At 73.3% G+C, this 17,177-nt stretch carries 18 protein-coding genes; 12 read left to right on the top strand and 6 right to left on the bottom strand.

All coding sequences use genetic code 11. The annotated features are described in order from the left end of the window. Positions 1–9 precede the first annotated feature (9 nt). The 3 genes from BLT52_RS15010 to BLT52_RS15000 all read left to right on the top strand — a co-directional run bounded on the left by BLT52_RS15010 (position 10) and on the right by BLT52_RS15000 (position 2,376). Positions 10–618 (top strand): ferritin-like domain-containing protein, encoded by a 609-nt coding sequence (locus BLT52_RS15010; RefSeq protein WP_090594684.1) that lies wholly within the window; start codon positions 10–12, stop codon positions 616–618. A 191-nt stretch (positions 619–809) separates the two neighbouring features. Next, positions 810–1,235, top strand: a complete 426-nt coding sequence (locus BLT52_RS15005) for an SRPBCC family protein (protein ID WP_090594682.1) — start codon at positions 810–812, stop codon at positions 1,233–1,235. A 43-nt stretch (positions 1,236–1,278) separates the two neighbouring features. After that, positions 1,279–2,376, top strand: coding sequence for a hypothetical protein (locus BLT52_RS15000; protein ID WP_157677158.1), 1,098 nt, complete (start codon positions 1,279–1,281; stop codon positions 2,374–2,376). Between the two features lie 20 nt (positions 2,377–2,396). Here BLT52_RS15000 and BLT52_RS21265 read toward each other — a convergent pair whose 3' ends face one another. Further along, positions 2,397–3,617, bottom strand: a complete 1,221-nt coding sequence (locus tag BLT52_RS21265; protein WP_157677157.1) for an NUDIX domain-containing protein — start codon at positions 3,615–3,617, stop codon at positions 2,397–2,399. Between the two features lie 507 nt (positions 3,618–4,124). Here BLT52_RS21265 and BLT52_RS14990 point away from each other — a divergent pair. Next, positions 4,125–4,604 carry an SRPBCC family protein gene (locus BLT52_RS14990; RefSeq protein ID WP_090594680.1) on the top strand — a complete coding sequence of 160 codons (480 nt, stop codon included), beginning with the start codon at positions 4,125–4,127 and terminating at the stop codon, positions 4,602–4,604. A 90-nt stretch (positions 4,605–4,694) separates the two neighbouring features. Here the strand turns inward: BLT52_RS14990 and BLT52_RS14985 are convergent, their stop codons facing one another. Further along, positions 4,695–5,714: a hypothetical protein gene (locus BLT52_RS14985; protein WP_090596856.1), complete on the bottom strand. Its 1,020-nt coding sequence runs from the start codon at positions 5,712–5,714 to the stop codon at positions 4,695–4,697. A gap of 13 nt (positions 5,715–5,727) precedes the next feature. Next, on the bottom strand, positions 5,728–7,128 hold the full coding sequence (gene lpdA / locus BLT52_RS14980) for a dihydrolipoyl dehydrogenase (protein WP_090594678.1): 1,401 nt from the start codon (positions 7,126–7,128) through the stop codon (positions 5,728–5,730). 128 nt (positions 7,129–7,256) lie between these two features. On the opposite strand from lpdA, the gene BLT52_RS14975 reads away from it, so the two are divergent. Both BLT52_RS14975 and BLT52_RS21740 read left to right on the top strand, forming a co-directional pair. Further along, positions 7,257–8,789, top strand: a complete 1,533-nt coding sequence (locus tag BLT52_RS14975; RefSeq protein ID WP_090596854.1) for a helix-turn-helix domain-containing protein — start codon at positions 7,257–7,259, stop codon at positions 8,787–8,789. A gap of 1 nt (position 8,790) precedes the next feature. Next, positions 8,791–9,444 (top strand): GNAT family N-acetyltransferase, encoded by a 654-nt coding sequence (locus tag BLT52_RS21740; protein WP_090594677.1) that lies wholly within the window; start codon positions 8,791–8,793, stop codon positions 9,442–9,444. Between the two features lie 723 nt (positions 9,445–10,167). Here BLT52_RS21740 and pdxY read toward each other — a convergent pair. Continuing rightward, a complete protein-coding gene (pdxY, locus tag BLT52_RS14965; protein ID WP_090594675.1) occupies positions 10,168–11,025 on the bottom strand; it encodes a pyridoxal kinase PdxY in 858 nt (285 codons plus the stop codon). Between the two features lie 64 nt (positions 11,026–11,089). Between pdxY and BLT52_RS14960 the strand changes: the two genes are divergently transcribed. The 4 genes from BLT52_RS14960 (at position 11,090) to BLT52_RS14945 (ending at position 14,406) form a co-directional block, all read left to right on the top strand. Next, a complete protein-coding gene (locus BLT52_RS14960) occupies positions 11,090–11,710 on the top strand; it encodes a PGPGW domain-containing protein (protein WP_157677156.1) in 621 nt (206 codons plus the stop codon). A 1-nt stretch (position 11,711) separates the two neighbouring features. Continuing rightward, positions 11,712–12,485 carry a glycerophosphodiester phosphodiesterase gene (locus BLT52_RS14955; protein WP_090594673.1) on the top strand — a complete coding sequence of 258 codons (774 nt, stop codon included), beginning with the start codon at positions 11,712–11,714 and terminating at the stop codon, positions 12,483–12,485. 29 nt (positions 12,486–12,514) lie between these two features. Beyond that, complete coding sequence (locus tag BLT52_RS14950) at positions 12,515–13,876, top strand: MFS transporter (protein WP_231946339.1); 1,362 nt, start codon at positions 12,515–12,517, stop codon at positions 13,874–13,876. A gap of 158 nt (positions 13,877–14,034) precedes the next feature. Next, positions 14,035–14,406, top strand: a complete 372-nt coding sequence (locus tag BLT52_RS14945; RefSeq protein ID WP_090594672.1) for an RNA polymerase-binding protein RbpA — start codon at positions 14,035–14,037, stop codon at positions 14,404–14,406. Positions 14,407–14,483: 77 nt separating this feature from the next. On the opposite strand, the gene BLT52_RS14940 is transcribed toward BLT52_RS14945, so the two are convergent. Then, positions 14,484–15,062, bottom strand: a complete 579-nt coding sequence (locus tag BLT52_RS14940) for an FxsA family protein (RefSeq protein WP_090594671.1) — start codon at positions 15,060–15,062, stop codon at positions 14,484–14,486. Next, positions 15,059–15,862 carry a polyprenol monophosphomannose synthase gene (locus BLT52_RS14935; protein WP_197679063.1) on the bottom strand — a complete coding sequence of 268 codons (804 nt, stop codon included), beginning with the start codon at positions 15,860–15,862 and terminating at the stop codon, positions 15,059–15,061. Before BLT52_RS14935 ends, BLT52_RS14940 begins: the two co-directional genes overlap by 4 nt. A gap of 198 nt (positions 15,863–16,060) precedes the next feature. On the opposite strand from BLT52_RS14935, the gene BLT52_RS14930 reads away from it, so the two are divergent. Both BLT52_RS14930 and BLT52_RS14925 read left to right on the top strand, forming a co-directional pair. Continuing rightward, positions 16,061–16,618 (top strand): glycine cleavage system protein R, encoded by a 558-nt coding sequence (locus BLT52_RS14930; protein ID WP_090594669.1) that lies wholly within the window; start codon positions 16,061–16,063, stop codon positions 16,616–16,618. A 41-nt stretch (positions 16,619–16,659) separates the two neighbouring features. Next, positions 16,660–17,148 (top strand): peptide deformylase, encoded by a 489-nt coding sequence (locus BLT52_RS14925; protein ID WP_231946338.1) that lies wholly within the window; start codon positions 16,660–16,662, stop codon positions 17,146–17,148. The last annotated feature ends 29 nt before the right edge of the window (positions 17,149–17,177 follow it).

The raw sequence follows: 17,177 nt of genomic DNA, 5'->3' as shown, positions 1-17,177 counted from the left end.
GACACAGACATGAACCGCAGGAACCTGATCAAGGGCGCAGCCGTCGCCATCCCGGGCGCCGTCGCTCTGAACATGCTGGGGGCCAAGTGGGCCTTCGCCGAGGCCGGTGACTTCGAGGGCCCGCTGGACGTGCTCAACTACGCCCTCACCCTGGAGTACCTGGAGGCGGAGTTCTACCGCCAGGGCAACGAGGCCGGTCTGGCAGACGGGAAGACCGCGACCTACCTGGAGGCCATCCAGAAGGACGAGGAAGCCCACGTCTGGACCCTCCAGGACACCATCGCCACCCTGGGCGGCACCGCCGTCTCGGCTCCCCAGGTCGACTTCGGCGGAGCCTTCGACTCCCTCGACAGCTACCTGGAGACCGCCTTCACCTTCGAGAACCTGGGTGTCCAGGCCTACCTGGGTGCGGCCCCCTCCCTCTTCGAGGAGAAGGAGCTGCTCTCCGCGGCGGCGAGCATCTTCGGCGTCGAGGCCCGTCACGCGGCCATCATCGGCGTGCTGCAGGAGAAGAAGGCCGAGGGCGGCGTGTACATGGGCGCCCTGGAGACCCCGGCCACCAAGGACGCCGTGCTGAAGGCGGCCGGACCGTTCATCGTGGCGGCCCAGACCCTCTGAGGCCTACCCTCTGGTCCGACGGCGGGCGAGGTGCGACGTGCAGGTCGCGCCCCGCCCGCCGTCACGTCCCGTCCCGGGACGCCCGTCCGCGCGGCAGCCCGACGGACCGGGGACGGCACTGCCCGCCCGGAAGCCCGTTCAGCCCCGGCGGGGCGCCCGACGGCAGCCCGGCCAGGTGGCAGGGTGGGACCGTGACGCGTCCGATCGAGGTGACCCTGCCGCTGCCGTGCCCCCCGGCCGAGGCGTTCGACGCCTACGTCGACCTCGGCTCGTGGTGGGACCCGATGTACACCGCCGACGCCCCGACCTTCACCGGCGTCCGGGTCACCCCGGGCCTGGGCGGGTCCATCGTCGAGCAGCACGCCGACGGCTCGGAGCAGGAGTGGGGTCGGATCACCCTGTGGCAACCGGGCATGCTGCTCTGCCACTCGTTCCTGCTCGCCCACGACAGCGGGGTCCCGAGCCAGGTGATGGTCCGCTTCGCCCCCGCCGAGGACGGCTGCACGCTCCACCTCGAGCACGGTGGCTGGAACGAGGACAACCTGCGCGACCGCGGCCGCTTCCAGGACTGGCCGGTGCTGCTGGAGGGCTTTCGCCGCCGGGTCAGCGCGGGCTGAGCGGCCGCCGCCGGCCGCTCGCGACGGCGGTAGGGTCCCAGCCATGTCCGCCCAGGGCCCCGGTCCCGCTCCTCCGCCGCAGGGGCAGCCGTCGCACGAGGTCCCCGGCGTGGCCAACGGCTGGTCCGCACCCCGGGCCGAGTCGTCCCCGGGCAGCACCCGCCCCGGTGACCCGTCGGTCTGGGCCCCTCCCGGGACGCCCCCACCTCCTCCACCACCCCCGGACCGCCGCGCGCTGGTGGTCACCGTCGTGCTCGCCGTGCTCGTCACGCTGGCCGGGCTCGGGGCCCTCGGCTGGTGGCTGGCCACCGCGGACCGGGACGCCGGCACGACGACGCCCCCGACCGTCGGGGACGGCTGGACCCCTCCCCCGGCCCTGGAGCTCCTGACCGCCCTCGACGCCGCCGCGCTCGACTGCGTGGTGGAGGTCGACGAGCCCGAGCAGCACGTCTGCTTCGCCCTGGAGCCCGAGGACTGGGCCGAGGTGCACTGGCAGGTCGGTGACGGCGCGGTGGCCGGGGTGAGCGCCACCGTCGACCACTCCGCCGGGGACGGCTCGGTCGCCGCACGGGTCCTCGCCGCGGTGGCGCTGGGGCTCGATCTCCCCGACGCCGACCTGACCGCGCTGTCGGGGGCCCTGGAGGAGGCCAGCGGGGCCGAGGAGGGCGGGGACCCCGTGCGGGTCGGCACCGCCTGGGGAGCGTTCGAGCTCCGACCCGCCGGTGCCGGGTGGGTCGACGTCCTCGGGAAGAGCCACGACACCCCGACGCGTACCCACGCGGGCAAGGACCTCGGGGTGGATCTCGACGAGGCGACCGGGGTGGCGGAGGAGCTCGGGTACCGCTGCGGACCGCTGGAGGAGGACGCCGCCGGTCGGTACGGCTACGTCGCCTGCGAGTCCGGTCGGGACCAGGTGCACCTGACCACCGCCGACGACCGGCTCGTCGCGCTGCAGGTCTCCGACCCCACCGCCCACGCCGACGTGGTCAGCGCCCTGCTGGCCCCGGTCCCGTCCGCGGAGCGCGCGGTGCTGGAGCAGCTGCACCAGTCCACCGGTGACCAGCCCTCGGTCCGGGCCCGGGCGGGCTGGGTGGCGCTGCACGACGGTGGCTGGCTCTGGCTGGGCGCCGGCAGCTGGTGAGGCCCCGGCGCGGGCCGTGGTCAGCCGCCCAGCAGCCCGTCGGCGAGCCGCTGGGCCAGCGGGACGTCCCCGGGGAGCCACTCCACGTCCAGCACGGTGTCCGGCCGCAGCCAGCGCACCTCGTCGTGGTCGGGTCCGGGACGGACCTCCTCCGCGGTCACCACCCACCACACCCGCAGCGCCGAGCCGTTCGGCAGCGGCCAGCCGCCGTCGGGGGCCGGCAGCTCGTCCCCCACCGTGACCTCGCGCAGCCCGAGCTCCTCGTCCAGCTCGCGGACCAGGGCGTCCACCGGGGCCTCCCCCGGCTCGACCTTGCCGCCGGGGAACTCCCACCACCCGGCCAGGGCGCCGCGGCGACGACGGGCCGCGAGCACCGTCGTGGGCCGCTCCAGCCGGTCGGCCAGCGCGGCTCCGACGACCAGCGGCGGGGTGTCGCGGGGGGTGACCGCCGGCGCGACCTCGGTGGCTCCCTCGGCGACCGACCCCTCGACGTCCTCGGCGACGTCCTCGCCGGAGGCGGGCTCCTCGGCCTCGTCCCGGAAGGCTGCGTCCACCTGCTCCAGGACGCGGATCTGGGTCGGGTTGTAGAACTCCACCAGGGCACGGGCCATCGCGAGCTGCGCGGACGTCGCGCCCTGCGGGGACCGGGCCGTGGCGTCCAGCAGCGCGGGATGGGACTCCCGCGTCCGTCGGGCTGAGGCGATCATCCGCCCGACCAGCAGGTCGACGGTGGCGTCGTCGGCGTCCTCGGGCAGCTCCTCGAACTCCTCCACGGCGGGGTCGGGGACGAGCATGGCCTGGCGGAGCTGCTCGAGGTCGGCCTCGTCGAGGACGGCGGCGAACATCATCAGCATGGCGCGCTGTGCGTCGGAGAGCTCACGCGCCACGGGGGCGAAACCGTTCGGGACGTCCACCGGCGACCCGTGGTCCCGCACGGCGGCGAGCTCCTCGCGGACGCGGACCATCCGCTCCGTCGCCGCCGCCAGCTCGGCGTCCAGCAGCTCGATCGCCTCGTCCAGGTCGGCCCCGGGGAGGTCCAGCTCGGCGATCCTGGCCAGCGGCATGCCCAGGTCGCTCAGCCGCAGGACCTGCAGCAGACGGACCAGGTGGGGGACCCCGTAGTGCTTGTAGCCGTTGGAGCCGCGCTCGGGGAGGTCGAGCAGGCCCACCTTGTGGTAATGACGGACCGTGGGCACCGTCGTGTGCGCCAGGTCGGCCAGCTGCCTCGTGCTCCACACCATCTCGACCCCTCCCCCTCCGTCGGCGGGCCCGGTCGGCGGCGGCGCGCGGATCACCAGGGCCGCGGTCACTGTAGCGGCCGGTGGTCCTGGACCGGCTACGACGCGGTACGGGCTCGTGGCTGGGTGTGGACGTGCTCAGCAGGCCGTCGCCGTCGTCGCGTTCCCGGCCTCGGAGCAGAGCAGCGTCGTCGTGGTCGCGAACCTGTACGTCGACGGGGTGAGAACCAGGTCTGGGAAGCGACGTTGTCCTGATCGCCCAGGAGCTACGGTCAGGGCCGTCCGGGCGGTACTCCGGGGTGTTCCTGTTGACGGGAGCCGCACCCCGCGGGCACTCGCGGCCTCGATCGTCGTGAGGTCGGCACCCACCCAGGTCCCCCGCGGCGGTGGCGCCCGAGGGGGCTGCCGCCGGTGCCCCGGCAGGCTCCCGCGAGACAGCAGCAGGGGGCCGCCCAGGCCGGGTCCGGGCGCTGCGCATAGCGTGGGGCTCCACCCAAGGAGAGGATCTGCATGACCCAGCACGACGGTTCCATCAGCGTGACCCGCAGCATCGACGCCCCGGCCAAGGACGTCTTCGAGGTGCTCACCCTGCCCCGCCGGCACAAGGAGCTCGACGGCTCCGGCTTCGTCGTCTCCGACGACCACACCGACCGGATCACCGGCGTCGGGCAGGTCTTCACCATGAACATGCAGGGCGACCACATGGGCGGTGAGTACCAGACCGACAACCACGTGACGGCCTACGACCCGAACCACATGGTCGGCTGGAAGACCGCCCCCGCCGGTACCGAGCCCCCCGGCTGGGAGTGGCTGTGGGAGCTGAAGTCCACCAGCAGCGACAGCACCGACGTCACCCTGACCTACGACTGGAGCAAGGTGACCGACCGCGAGCTGCTCAAGAAGGTCGGCTTCCCCCTGGTCAGCCAGGACCAGCTCGAGGACTCCCTCAACGCACTGGCCTCGGCCGTCGGGCCCACGCACTCCGCCTGACCGACAGCCCGACCACCCCGCGGCCGTGACGGCCGGGTCGGCCACCGCCTCCCGCGGCAGCCTCCCCGCCGGCGCGGCCGTGCTCTGTCCTCACTCGTAGAGGACGTACTCCGGGCGCGGCTCGAGGTCCATGACCTCCTCGGGCGTCATCAACCTCGACGGGCCCTCGGCGTCCTCCTCGTAGAACAGCTTGAACCCGAAGTGGACGCCGTCGGGGACCGTCTCCGCGATCGCCTCGTAGGTGTCGCGCTTGGCCCCGGGTGAGCCGATGCCGTCGATGGACACCACGACGGCCACGTTCTCGTGGTCCTCCGCCTGCAGGTCCTCGGGGTCGTCGACGATGTCCACCCGAAGCTGGTGGTAGAGCATCACCTTCTCCGGCAGACCCTCGCGCTCGGTCAGCTCGTCCAGCCAGCCGGCGATCTCGTCCAGCTCCGCCCCGGTGGTGGAGCCGAAGACCCGCCCCGGCACCTCGTCCTCACCGACCGCCCACTCCGGGTCCAGCGCGACGCCGACGTCGGGCTCGGAGAGCCACTTCTCGTAGTGCTGGACCTCCTCCACCATGTCGGCCCGGCCGGGCTGCAGGTTGAGCAGCAGCAGGGCGTCGTGGCGGCGGGCGGCCTCCAGGTGGTCCTCGATGACCTGCTCGTCGATGCGGGTGCGGTAGCTGCCGTCACGCTGGGGGCTGGAGTGCACGACGGTGGTGATCAGCTCCAGCGCCGGCAGGGTGCGACGGCCTCCGGCCGTGTAGTCCTCGCCGACCTCGACCATCTCCTCCACGCGGTCGTCCAGGTCACCCACACCCATCCGGCCCAGGGCCGGTGCGCCGGGGTAGCCGGCGAACCCGACCAGGCGGGTGTCGGGGAACACCTCGGTGCCCCCGCCGGGCAGCTCGACCGGCTCGGGGGTCGGCGTCGGGGTGGGCGTCGGCGTCGGGCTGGGGGTCGGGCTGGGTGCAGCCGCGCCGGGGCTGGTCGCGGGGCTCGCGGGCACGCTGGCCGCCGTCGGCGTCCCCGGGGTGTCGGCTGCGTCCTCGGTCGACGTGGTCCCCGAGCACGCGCCCAGGGACAGCAGCAGGGCCGCGACGAGGGCGGCCCTGCTGCTCTGCATGAGGTGCGGCACCTCAGAGGTTGATCATGTGGCCGGCGATCCCCTCGACGGCCTCCTTGAGAGCCTCGGACAACGTCGGGTGGGCGTGGACGTTGCGGGCCACCTCGTGCGCGGTCAGGTCCCACAGCTGGGCCAGGGTCAGCTCGGGCAGCAGCTCGGTGACGTCGGGGCCGATCATGTGGGCGCCGAGGATCTCGCCGTGGGTGGCGTCGGCGACGATCTTGATGAAACCGGTGGCGTCACCGAGGCCGTGGGCCTTGCCGTTGGCGCTGAAGGGGAACTTGGCCACCTTGACGTCGTAGCCCAGCTCCTTGGCCTTGGCCTCGGTGTAGCCGAACGACCCGATCTGGGGCTGGCAGTAGGTGGCCCGCGGGATCATGTCGTAGTTGAGCGCCATGGTCTCGGCCCCGGCGATGGTCTCCGCGGCGACCACGCCCTGCGCCTCGGCGGTGTGGGCCAGCTGCAGCTTGGCGGTCACGTCGCCGATGGCGTAGATGTGCGGGACGTTGGTGCGCATGAAGTCGTCGATCGCGATGGCCGCTCGCTCGGTCAGCTCGACCCCGGTCTTGTCCAGCCCGTAGCCCTCGGTGCGGGGGGCGAACCCGATCGCCTGGAGCACCTTGTCGGTCTCCAGCACCTGGGAGTCGCCGCCCTTGGCCGGGGAGACGGTGACCCGGACGCCGTCGGCGTGCTCCTCGATGTCCTCGACCTTGGTGGAGACCATGACCTTCACACCCAGCTTCTTGTAGGCCTTGAGCAGCTCGGCGGAGACCTCGGGCTCCTCCAGCGGCACCATCCGGTCCAGGTACTCCACGATGGTGACGTCGACGCCGTAGTTGGCCATCACGTAGGCGAACTCCACGCCGATGGCGCCGGAGCCGGCGATCACGATCGAGCCGGGCAGGGAGTCGGTGAGGATCTGCTCCTCGTAGGTGACGACGCGCTCGGTGCGCTTCGTCCCGGGCAGCATCTTGGTGACCGCGCCCACCCCGATGATCGCGTGGTCGAAGGTGACCGTCTCCTCGCCGCCGTCGTTCTTCTTCACCGACACCGTGTTGGCGTCGGTGAAGGTGCCCCAGCCGTCGATCTCGGTGATCTTGTTCTTCTTCATCAGGAAGTGCACACCCTTGACCATCCGGTCGGCCACCCCGCGGCTGCGCGTGTAGGCGGCCCCGAAGTCGAAGGAGACGTCGCCGGAGATGCCGAAGGTCTTGGCGTCGGCGGTGAAGATGTGCGCCAGCTCGGCGTTGCGCAGCAGGGCCTTGCTGGGGATGCAGCCGACGTTGAGGCACACCCCGCCCCAGTACTTCTCCTCGATCACGGCGGTCTTCAGGCCCAGCTGGGCGGCACGGATGGCGGCGACGTATCCTCCGGGACCACCACCGAGGACAACGACATCAAAGTGTGCGGTCATGAGCCCACTCTAGCCACGCCCCAGGGGCCTCCCGGAACGGCGTCGACCCGCGGTCCCGAGGCTTCGTCCGACTCGCCTCGTCCGCCGCGATGCTTGCCATATATCAGATGTGAGTTACGGTGGTCGGCGTGACTGACACCTCCCTGGACCGCATCGGCAGCCTGATCCGCGACGCGCGCAAGCACCGTGGCCTCACCCAGAGCGAGCTGGCCGGTGTGCTCGGCACCAGCCAGAGCGCGGTGCACCGGATCGAGGTCGGCAACCAGAACCTCAGCCTGGAGATGATCAACCGGATCGCCACCGCGCTGGACTCGGAGCTGATCAGCGTCGGCGGCAAGGGCCCCACCCACCTCCGGGTGCGCGGCGGGCAGCAGCTGTCCGGCTCGATCGCCGTGCGCTCCTCCAAGAACGCCGCCGTCGCCGTGCTCTGCGCCTCGCTGCTCAACCGCGGCACCACGGTGCTGCGCGGGATCGCCCGGATCGAGGAGGTGAACCGCATCCTCGAGGTGCTCACCAGCATCGGCGTCCAGGCCACCTGGTCCCCGGACCGCACCGACCTCACCCTGGTCCGCCCCGAGCAGCTCGACCTCGAGGCGATGGACCTCGAGGCCGCCCGCCGCACCCGCAGCGTGATCATGTTCCTCGGCCCGCTGCTGCACTTCTACCCCAGCTTCGCGCTCCCCTACGCCGGCGGCTGCGACCTCGGCGCCCGCACCATCGAGCCCCACCTGCAGGTGCTACGCCGTTTCGGGCTGCACGTCGAGGCGACCGAGGGCTTCTACCAGGCCACCGTCGACGCCGTCGAGGGCGACCGCACCATCGTGCTGACCGAGCGCGGGGACACCGTCACCGAGAACGCCCTGCTGGCCGCGGCGATGACGCCCGGGCGGACCGTGCTGCGCAACGCCAGCCCCAACTACATGGTCCAGGACGTCTGCGCCTTCCTGACCACGCTCGGGGTCCGGATCGAGGGCATCGGGACGACCACCCTGACCATCCACGGCGTGGAGAGCATCCACGCCGACGTCGAGTACTCCCCCTCGGAGGACCCGATCGAGGCGATGAGCCTGCTGACCGCCGCCATCGTCACCTCCTCGGAGCTGACCGTGACCCGGGTGCCGATCGAGTTCCTGGAGATCGAGCTGGCCATCCTCACCGAGATGGGGCTGAAGTACGACCTGGGCGAGGAGTACGTGTCGGACAACGGCCTGACCCGGCTCTGCGACCTGACCGTGCACCCCTCGGCGCTCAAGGCCCCGATCGACAAGATCCACCCGATGCCGTTCCCCGGTCTCAACATCGACAACCTGCCCTTCTTCGCGGTGATCGCCGCGACCGCCGAGGGCGAGACGATGATCCACGACTGGGTCTACGAGAACCGGGCGATCCACCTGCTCGAGCTGAACAAGCTCGGCGCCAACGTCCAGCTGCTCGACCCGCACCGCCTGATCGTGCGCGGTCCGACCCGCTGGCGCGGCCAGGAGGTCGTCTGCCCGCCGGCCCTGCGTCCGGCGGTCTGCCTGCTGCTGGGCATGCTCGCCGCCCGCGGGGAGTCGGTGCTGCGCAACACCTACATGATCAACCGGGGCTACGAGGACCTCCCGATGCGCCTCAACGCCCTCGGCGCGGACGTCCAGATCTTCAGCGACCCGCGCGCCTGAGGTGACGCCGCCCTCGGTCCGAACCGCCCGGTCCGGGGACGCCGCGGTCATCGCGGCCCTGCTGGGTGAGCTGGGGTACCCGGCCGGCCCCGAGCAGGTCACGCAGCGGCTCGCCTCGATGCCGGACACCTTCACCACCCTGGTGGCCGAGGCCGTGCCCGGGTCCATGGCCCAGTCCATGGCCGGGGCTGGGTCGATGGCCGGGGCTGTGGCTGGGTCGGTGGTCGGGGCCGGGGCCGGGGCCGGTGCTGGGTCGATGGCCGGGGCCGGGGCCGGTGCTGGGTCGATGGCCGGGGCCGGGGCCGGGGCCGGAGCTGGGTCGATGGTCGGGGCCAGCGCCGGGGCCGGGGCCGGGGCCGAGGACGGAGCCGCGGTCGACGCCGCGGCGCAGGTGGTCGGGGTGGCCGTCGCCCGGACGAGCTGGCGGCTGACCGACGACAGGCCCGTCGCGCAGCTGGTCACGTTGGTCACCAGCGCCGGTCGACGAGGATCCGGCGCCGGTACCGCACTCGTCCGGGCCGTGGAGGACTGGGCGAGGCAGCGCGGCGCCACCAGACTCCTGGTGCTCTCGGGGCTGCAGCGGGTCGACGCGCACCAGTGGTACCAGCGCCGCGGGTTCCAGCACACCGGCGTCCGCCTGGCCAAGGACCTCTGACCCCAACCACCTGCACGCCCAACGCCCGCTTGCCCCGCCTACGAGCACTCCGCACGCCCACTTCCCACCTTGCCCCGCCTACGAGCACTCTGCCCCGCCTATACACGGGGCAATGAGCTTGCAGGCGGGGCAGAGTGCGCAGCGCCCCGGGCTGGCGGCCGGGCTGGCGGGCATCGGCCCCGTAGGCCAGCGGCCCCGGGCGCCCACCGACCCGCGGTCAGCGTCCCTGCGTTCAGCTGTGCCCCGAAGTGCCACGTAGCCCCACGTGCGATCACTCTGCCCCGCCTATAGACGGGGCAATGAGCCCGTAAGCGGGGCAAAGTGCGAATTCTCCGGCCCGGGCGGGCCAGCGGCCTCAGCGAGCCGTGGGTCTGGCGGGCTACCGGACCGGCGGGCCACCGGTCGCGTGCCCCACCGGCCCCGCGCGACTCACCGGCCCCGCGCGACTCACCGGCCCCGCGCGACCCACCGGCCCCGCGCGACCCAGCGCGACCCACCGGCTTCGCGCGCCCCACCGGCCCCGCGGGTCGCGGGGCCCTGCGTCGAGCTGTGCTCCGGATGGCCACGTAGCCCCGCTTACGAGCACTTCGCCCCGCCTATAGAGGGGGCAATGAGCACGTAGAGGGGGCAAGGTGCGCATCGACGGGCGGGGCCCTCCGAGGCGCGGGTGCCTCCCGGCGCGCGAGCCTGGCGCGGAGCTCTGCTCCGTACTGGGACTGGACGTCAGCGCAGGCGGACGCTCTCGAAGGTCTGGGAGGGGGCCACCAGCTGGTCCTGGGCGGCCACCAGCTGGAGCTCGCGCTGGCCGGAGGCCGAGGTCATCGCCAGCACCCCGTAGACCCGGGCCGCCGTGGTGGCCAGCGCCGTGGCGAGGTCGTCACCGGCCAGCAGGCAGGACAGGAACATCGCCGTGGTGAGGTCGCCGGAGCCGGTGAAGGTGCGGTCCAGCAGCGGGGTGGTCACCGACCAGGCGCCGTCGGGTCCCACCGCCACCATCTGCAGCCGTCCCGGCTCCTGGTCATCCACCACCACGCTGGTCACCAGCACGGTGCCGGGGCCGCGGTCCCGCAGTGCGTCGGCACGCTGGAGCACCTCCTCCAAGCGGGTGGAGGGGCCGTCGCCGGCCAGGAAGTCCAGCTCGTAGTGGTTGGGGGTCAGCACGTCGGCCCTCGGCAGCACCACGTCGCGCATCAGCTCGGGGATCCCCGGGCGGACGTACATGCCGCGGTCGACGTCACCCATCACCGGGTCGCAGCAGTAGATCGCGGCGGGGTTGGCGGCCTTCACCCGGTCCACCACGCCCAGCACGGTGTGACCCATCTCCTCCGCGCCCTGGTAGCCCGAGAGCACCGCGTCGCAGCCGGGCAGGACGCCGAGCGCCTCGATCCCGTCCACCACGGAGGCGACGTCGGCCGGGGTCAGCAGCGGCCCGGTCCAGGCCGGGTAGCCGGTGTGGTTGGAGAAGTGCACGGTCAGCACCGGCCACACCTCCACCCCCACCCGCATCAGCGGGAAGGTGGCGGCGCTGTTGCCGACGTGGCCGTAGGCGACGGAGGACTGCACGGACAGGATGGTGGTCACCGCGGCATTCTCGCACCTCACCGCGGGCGGCGGAGGGTCACGCGCGGCCGACTAGAGTGTGGCCATGCAGCCCGGCGTCGAGCACCCGCGTCGTGCCGGCGTGGACCAGCAGACGTCCCCTGGCCGGACCGGGTCCCCCTCCTCACCGGAGCCCCCGCCAGCACCCCAGCCCCCGCCCCGGGACGTGGCCCGCGCGATCACCGGACCCGGTGAGGCCGACGCCGCCCGGGCCTTCGTGCTCGATCCCGAGGTCGAGGACGCGCTCGACGAGCAGCGCCACGACCGCTGGGCCTGGCGCCGCCGGCTCCGCGAGCGCCGTCACACCCGGATCACCCTGCGCGTCGTGGTCGGTCTGCTGGGCACCCTGCTGATCCTCGCCGGGGTCGTCACCGGTCCGCTCCCGGGCCCGGGCGGGATCCCGCTGGTGCTGCTCGGCCTGGCCGTCTGGGCCAGCGAGTTCCGCTGGGCCCGCAGGCTGATGCGTCGCTTCCGCGAGGTCGTCCGCTGGGTGGGGGGCTGGCCGCGGCGGCGCAAGGTGGTGGTGGGGGCCGTCGCGCTGGTGGTGGGCTGGACGGCCCTCTACGGCGGCCTGTGGCTGAACGGCATCCCCACCTGGCTGCCCGACGTCGTGGCGGGCCCGCTGGACCGGGTCCCGGGTCTCTCCCCCGCCGGTCACGAGCGCTGACGTGGCGCCGCGTCCGACGAGTCCCTTCCCAGCCGGCCGCACCATCGCCCTCGCCCACCGCGGCGGGGCCGCGCTGCAGGCCAACCTCGGCCGGGAGAACACCGTGGCGGCCTTCGCCGAGGCGGTCCGGCTGGGCTACCGCTACCTCGAGACCGACGTCCACACCACCAGCGACCACACCCTGGTCGCCTTCCACGACGACGTCCTGGACCGGGTGACCGACGCTCGCGGGACGGTCGCCGAGCTGCCCTGGAGCGAGGTCTCGCAGGCCAGGATCGGCGGCGAGCCCGTCCCCACCCTGGACGAGCTGCTGGAGACGTTCCCCGAGGCCGTGTTCAACATCGACATCAAGGCCGCGGGGGCGGTGGAGCCGCTGCTGCGGACGCTGGCGCGCCACGACGCCCTGGGCCGGGTCTGCGTCGGCTCCTTCTCCGGCCGGCGGCTCCGGCACTTCCGCCGTCTCTCCGGCGGGCGGGTGGCCACCTCCGCCGCCCCTGACGAGGTGGCGGCCCTCCGCTTCGCCCGCTCCCGCGTCGCCGGTCCGGCCGTCGCCCTGCAGGTGCCCGTCGAGCGGGTGGTCGCCGGGCGTCGCGTGCCCATCGTCACCCCGGGGCTGCTCCGCCGTGCCCACGCCACCGGTCGGCAGGTCCACGTGTGGACCGTCGACGACCCCGCGCAGATGCACGCCCTGCTCGACCTGGGTGTCGACGGCCTGGTGAGCGACGCCATCGATACCTTGAAGCGAGTGCTCACCGACCGGGGCTGCTGGGAGTGATCCCGGCCCCGACCCAGCAGGAGTCGACGATGGACCAACCCCGTGCGGGTGACGTGCAGGACCCGCCCCTCCCCTCGATGGCGGCCGGGAGCGTGCTGGCCGACCGGGTGCCGCTGCGCCGGCTGCTCGCCTGGGGGAGCTACGACTGGGGGGCCGCCTCCTTCCAGGCGGTGATCACCTCCTTCGTCTTCGCCACCTACGTCAGCTCCGCGGTGGCGCCGGAGGGCACCGGGGCCCGGTGGATCGCGGTGACCAACGCGGTCACCGCGGTGGTGGTCGCCCTGTCCGCCGCGGTCATCGGTCAGCGGGCGGACCGGCTCGGGCGGCGCCGGCGGAACATGCTGGTGCTGTCGCTGCTGGTGTGGGCGTCCATGGTGGCGATGTTCTGGGTGCGCCCGGAGGCGTCCTACCTCCCGCTGGCGCTGGTGCTGCTGGGGGTGTCCGGCATCTTCATGGAGCTGGCCAACGTCAGCTACCACGCGATGCTGCAACAGGTGTCGACGCCACGGAACGTCGGGCGGGTCTCGGGGTTCGGCTGGTCGCTGGGGTACTTCGGCGGGATCGTGCTGCTGCTCATCTGCTACGTCGGCTTCATCGCCCCCGAGGTGGGCTGGTTCGGGGTGACCAGCGAGGACGGGCTGAACATCCGCGCCGTCGCCCTGCTGTCGGCGGGCTGGTTCGTGGTCTTCGGGCTGCCCATCTTCTTCCTGGTCCCCGAGACCGCAGCGGACCCGAGCCGTCCCAGCACCGGGCTGGTGGGCAGCTACCGCGCCCTGGCCCGGGACCTGGTCGAGCTCTGGCGGGTGGACCGCAACACCTTCCGCTTCCTGCTCGCCAGCGCCCTCTACCGCGACGGCCTGGCCGCCATCTTCACCCTCGGTGCCGTGCTCGCGGTCACCGTCTACGGGCTCGGGGCCAGCGACGTGCTGGTGTTCGGCATCGCGGCGAACGTGCTGGCCGCCCTGGGCGCGCTGGCCGGCGGCTTCGTGGAGGACCGGGTCGGGCCGCGGGCGGTGATCCTGGTCTCGGTGGGGGCCATGGTGGTGGCCGGCACGATCCTGCTCTTCGTCTCCGGCCCCAGCATGTTCTGGGTCTTCGGCCTGCTGCTCACCCTCTGGGTGGGCCCGGCGCAGTCGTCGTCGCGGGCGCTGCTGACCCGGCTCGCCCCGGCCGGGCACGAGGGCCAGGTCTTCGGTCTCTACACCAGCACCGGCCGGGCGGCGTCCTTCCTGGCCCCCGCGCTGTTCGCCGTCTTCGCCGCCCTGGGCTCGGACCGGACCGGCATCATCGGCATCGTCGTGGTGCTGCTGGCCGGTGGCGTGGTGATGCTCTGGGTCCGCAACCCGCGGCGCCCGGTGACCAGCGCCCCGGACCCGACCGCCGTCCGCTGACCGAGCCCACCTCCACGCACCGGCACCCCGCGACGTGTGAGAAGCGGCGCGAACTGGGAACTACAGGGGTGCAGGAGGCCTCCCACCCCGCAGGAGGCCGGGGAACAACGCGGGGACGTGGTTCGTTCAAGTGGTGACCGACGTGGAGGGAGCGCAGCATGGCTGATCGAGCACTACGGGGCTCAGGCCTGGGGGCCAAGAGCTTTGAGGACGAGGCGGGGATCGAGTTCGCCGCACGGCAGGAGATCGGTTTCGACTGCGTACGCGGTCACCAGTTCTCGGTGACCTTCGCCGCCGAGGCGGACCTGCCGACGCTGTGGGACTGCCCGCGCTGCGGGTCCCAGGCCAAGCGCTCCGACGGCGTGGAGGCCGAGGTCAAGGAGACCAAGCCGGCCCGCACGCACTGGGACATGCTCCTGGAGCGCCGCTCCATCTCCGAGCTGGAGGAGCTGCTGGCCGAACGGCTGGACCTGCTGCGCGCCGGTGAGGTGGGCCCGCCCCACCTGGCCCGGGGCCGACGCAGCGCCTGAGCCCGACCGGCTCACCGCCGGACACGACGGACCCCGTCACCCTGCTGGGTGACGGGGTCCGCTGCGTGCGGGGGCCGCTACGAGCGCGGGCCCTGCTCCTCGATCTCGCCACGGATCACCGTCGGGTCGTGCTGGGGGCCGGGGCCGGGGCTCGGTTCGACCACCTCGCCCTCGACGGTGCCCGCCCGGTCCATCCGGGCCCGCAGCACGTCCACGTCCACGCCCATCCGCCGCATCCGCGCCCGGCTCCACCGCTCCAGCGCCCGCACCGCGAGCCGCCTGGTCGGGGGCAGCAGGAGCAGCAGCCCGACGACGTCGGTGACCAGACCGGGGACGATCAGCGCCGCACCACCCAGCAGCGCCAGCCCGCCGGAGGCGATCTCGTCGCTGACCGGACGTCCCTCGCGGACCCCGGCCATCAGGCTCCGCCAGGCCCGCGACCCCTCGCGTCGGGCCAGCACCACGCCGAGCACCATGCCCAGCAGGACCACCAGCAGCGTGACCCAGCCGCCGACCAGCTGAGAGAGCTGGATCAGCAGCCAGATCTCCAGCAGCGGCAGGGCGACCGCCCCGGTCGCCAGCAGCAGCCGTCCCCAGGGACGTCCGCGACGTACCGGTCGGGCGGGAGCCGGTCCTCCCGGCAGCGGCGTGCTCATCGCTTCCCGGCCAGCTGACCCGTGGAGTCGCGGCGCCGCTCGGCCAGCTCGCGGAGCTGACCGGAGCGGTGGCCCACGCCCCACAGGGTGGTCCGCACGAGCGCCTCGACGACGATGGCCCGGCTCATCTTGGAGTCCCCGCGCTCGCGCTCGACGAAGGTGATCGGCACCTCGCGCACGTCGAAGCCGGCCTTGAGGGCCCGCCACGCCAGGTCGACCTGGAAGCAGTAGCCCGCCGAGGCGACGTCGTCCAGACCGATCCCGCGCAGCGTCCGGGCGTGGAAGGCGTTGTAGCCGCCGGTGGCGTCCTTCAGCCCGATGCCCAGGCAGAGCTGGGTCCAGACGTTGCCGCCGCGGGAGAGGATCTTGCGCGACAGCGGCCAGTTGACCACCGTCCCGCCGGGGATCCAGCGCGAGCCCTTGACCATGTCCGCACCCTGCTCCAGGGCGGTCAGCAGCCGGGGCAGCTGCTCGGGCTGGTGACTGCCGTCGGCGTCCATCTCCACCAGCACGTCGAAGCCCTCGTCCAGACCCCAGCCGAAGCCGGCCAGGTAGGCCGCGCCCAGACCCTCCTTGCCGCGGCGGTGCAGCGCGTGCACGTGGTCGTCGTCGGCGGCCAGGGCGTCCACGATCCGGCCGGTGCCGTCGGGGGAGTTGTCGTCGGCGACCAGCACGTGGGCGGTCGGCACCGCGGCCCGCAGCCGGGCGATGATCAGCTCGATGTTGTCGGCCTCGTTGTAGGTGGGGATCACCACCAGCACGCGGGGCGTCGCGGGTGCGGGCGTCTCGGCTGCGGGCAAGGCGGGTCCTCCTGGACGACGAACGGGTTGAGGCGTCCATTCTTCCCCACCGACGGCCCGGACCCCACCTGACGCGACCCTGGTCCTCCCCTGTCCCGCACCCGCGCGTGCTCCTCTGTCCCGCACCCGCGCGTCCTCCCCCGTCCCGCGCCAGCGCGGGGCCGGGCACCGGGCCGGGGGTGGGTTAGGCTGCCGCGCATGTCGACTCCAGGACCCGCCCCGGCCGAGGCCGACGTCATCGCCGTCACCGTGATCGGGGCCGACCGCCCCGGGATCGTCGCCGAGGTGACCGGCGCGCTGGCCGGCGTCGAGGGCAACCTCGAGGACTCGACCATGACCCTGCTGCGCGGCCAGTTCGCGATGGTGGTGCTGGTCCGCAGCCGCGCCGGGGTGCCGGCCGTCCAGGAGGCGCTCTCCCCGTTGGCCTCCGACGGCCGCCTCGCCGTGGACGTGCGCCCCGTCGCCGGTCCGCCGACCCCCGGGTCGGAGTCGCTGCGCGGCGGCACCTACGTGGTGCACGTCAACGGGGCCGACCGTCCAGGCATCGTGGCCGCGCTGACCGCCGTGCTGGCCCGCCACCAGGTGAACATCGTCGACCTCGGCACCCGCCTGGCCGGTGGGCTCTACGTGCTGACCGCCGAGGTGGCCGTGGGCGAGGACGTCGACCTGGACGCCGTCCGGGCCGAGCTCGAGCAGGCCGCGGCCGCGGTCGGCGTCCACGTCCGGCTGATGCCGGTCGAGACGGACGAGTTGTGAGCTGGTCGATGCCGGAGCTGCCCGCGGGCAGAGTCCGGGAGGTGGTGCGCGCCCCGGCCGAGGTGCTGTCCACCCCCGGCGCCGAGGTGGACCCCGCCGACCCGCGGACGGTCGCCCTGGCCGCGGACCTGCTGGCCACCATGGCGGTCTCCCCCGGCTGCGTCGGGCTGGCCGCCCAGCAGGTCGGTGAGGCGCTGCGGGTGTTCTGCGTCGACGTCACCGACCACCCGCGGACGAGGACGTGCCACGGGCGCTTCGTGCTGTGCAACGCCGAGGTGCTCAGCGCCACCCGTCGCGGTCGGGGCCGGGAGGGGTGCATGTCGGTGCCGGACCTCACCGGCGACGTCGCCCGGGCCCGGCGGCTGACCGTCCGCGGCCAGCTGCCGGTCAGCGGGGAGTGGGTGGAGCTGGAGACCGACGGCTTCGAGGCCACCTGCCTGCAGCACGAGATCGACCACACCGAGGGGCTGCTGTTCCTGGACCGGGTCGCCGGCGCGCACGCCGTGCACCCCCGCCAGACCTACCTCTGAGCCACCCCTTCCCCGCCCCCAGCGGCGCG

The sequence above is a fragment of the Auraticoccus monumenti genome, from assembly GCF_900101785.1.
GTDB classification, from domain to species: Bacteria; Actinomycetota; Actinomycetes; order Propionibacteriales; family Propionibacteriaceae; genus Auraticoccus; species Auraticoccus monumenti.
This window is presented reverse-complemented; position numbering and strand designations above follow the sequence as displayed.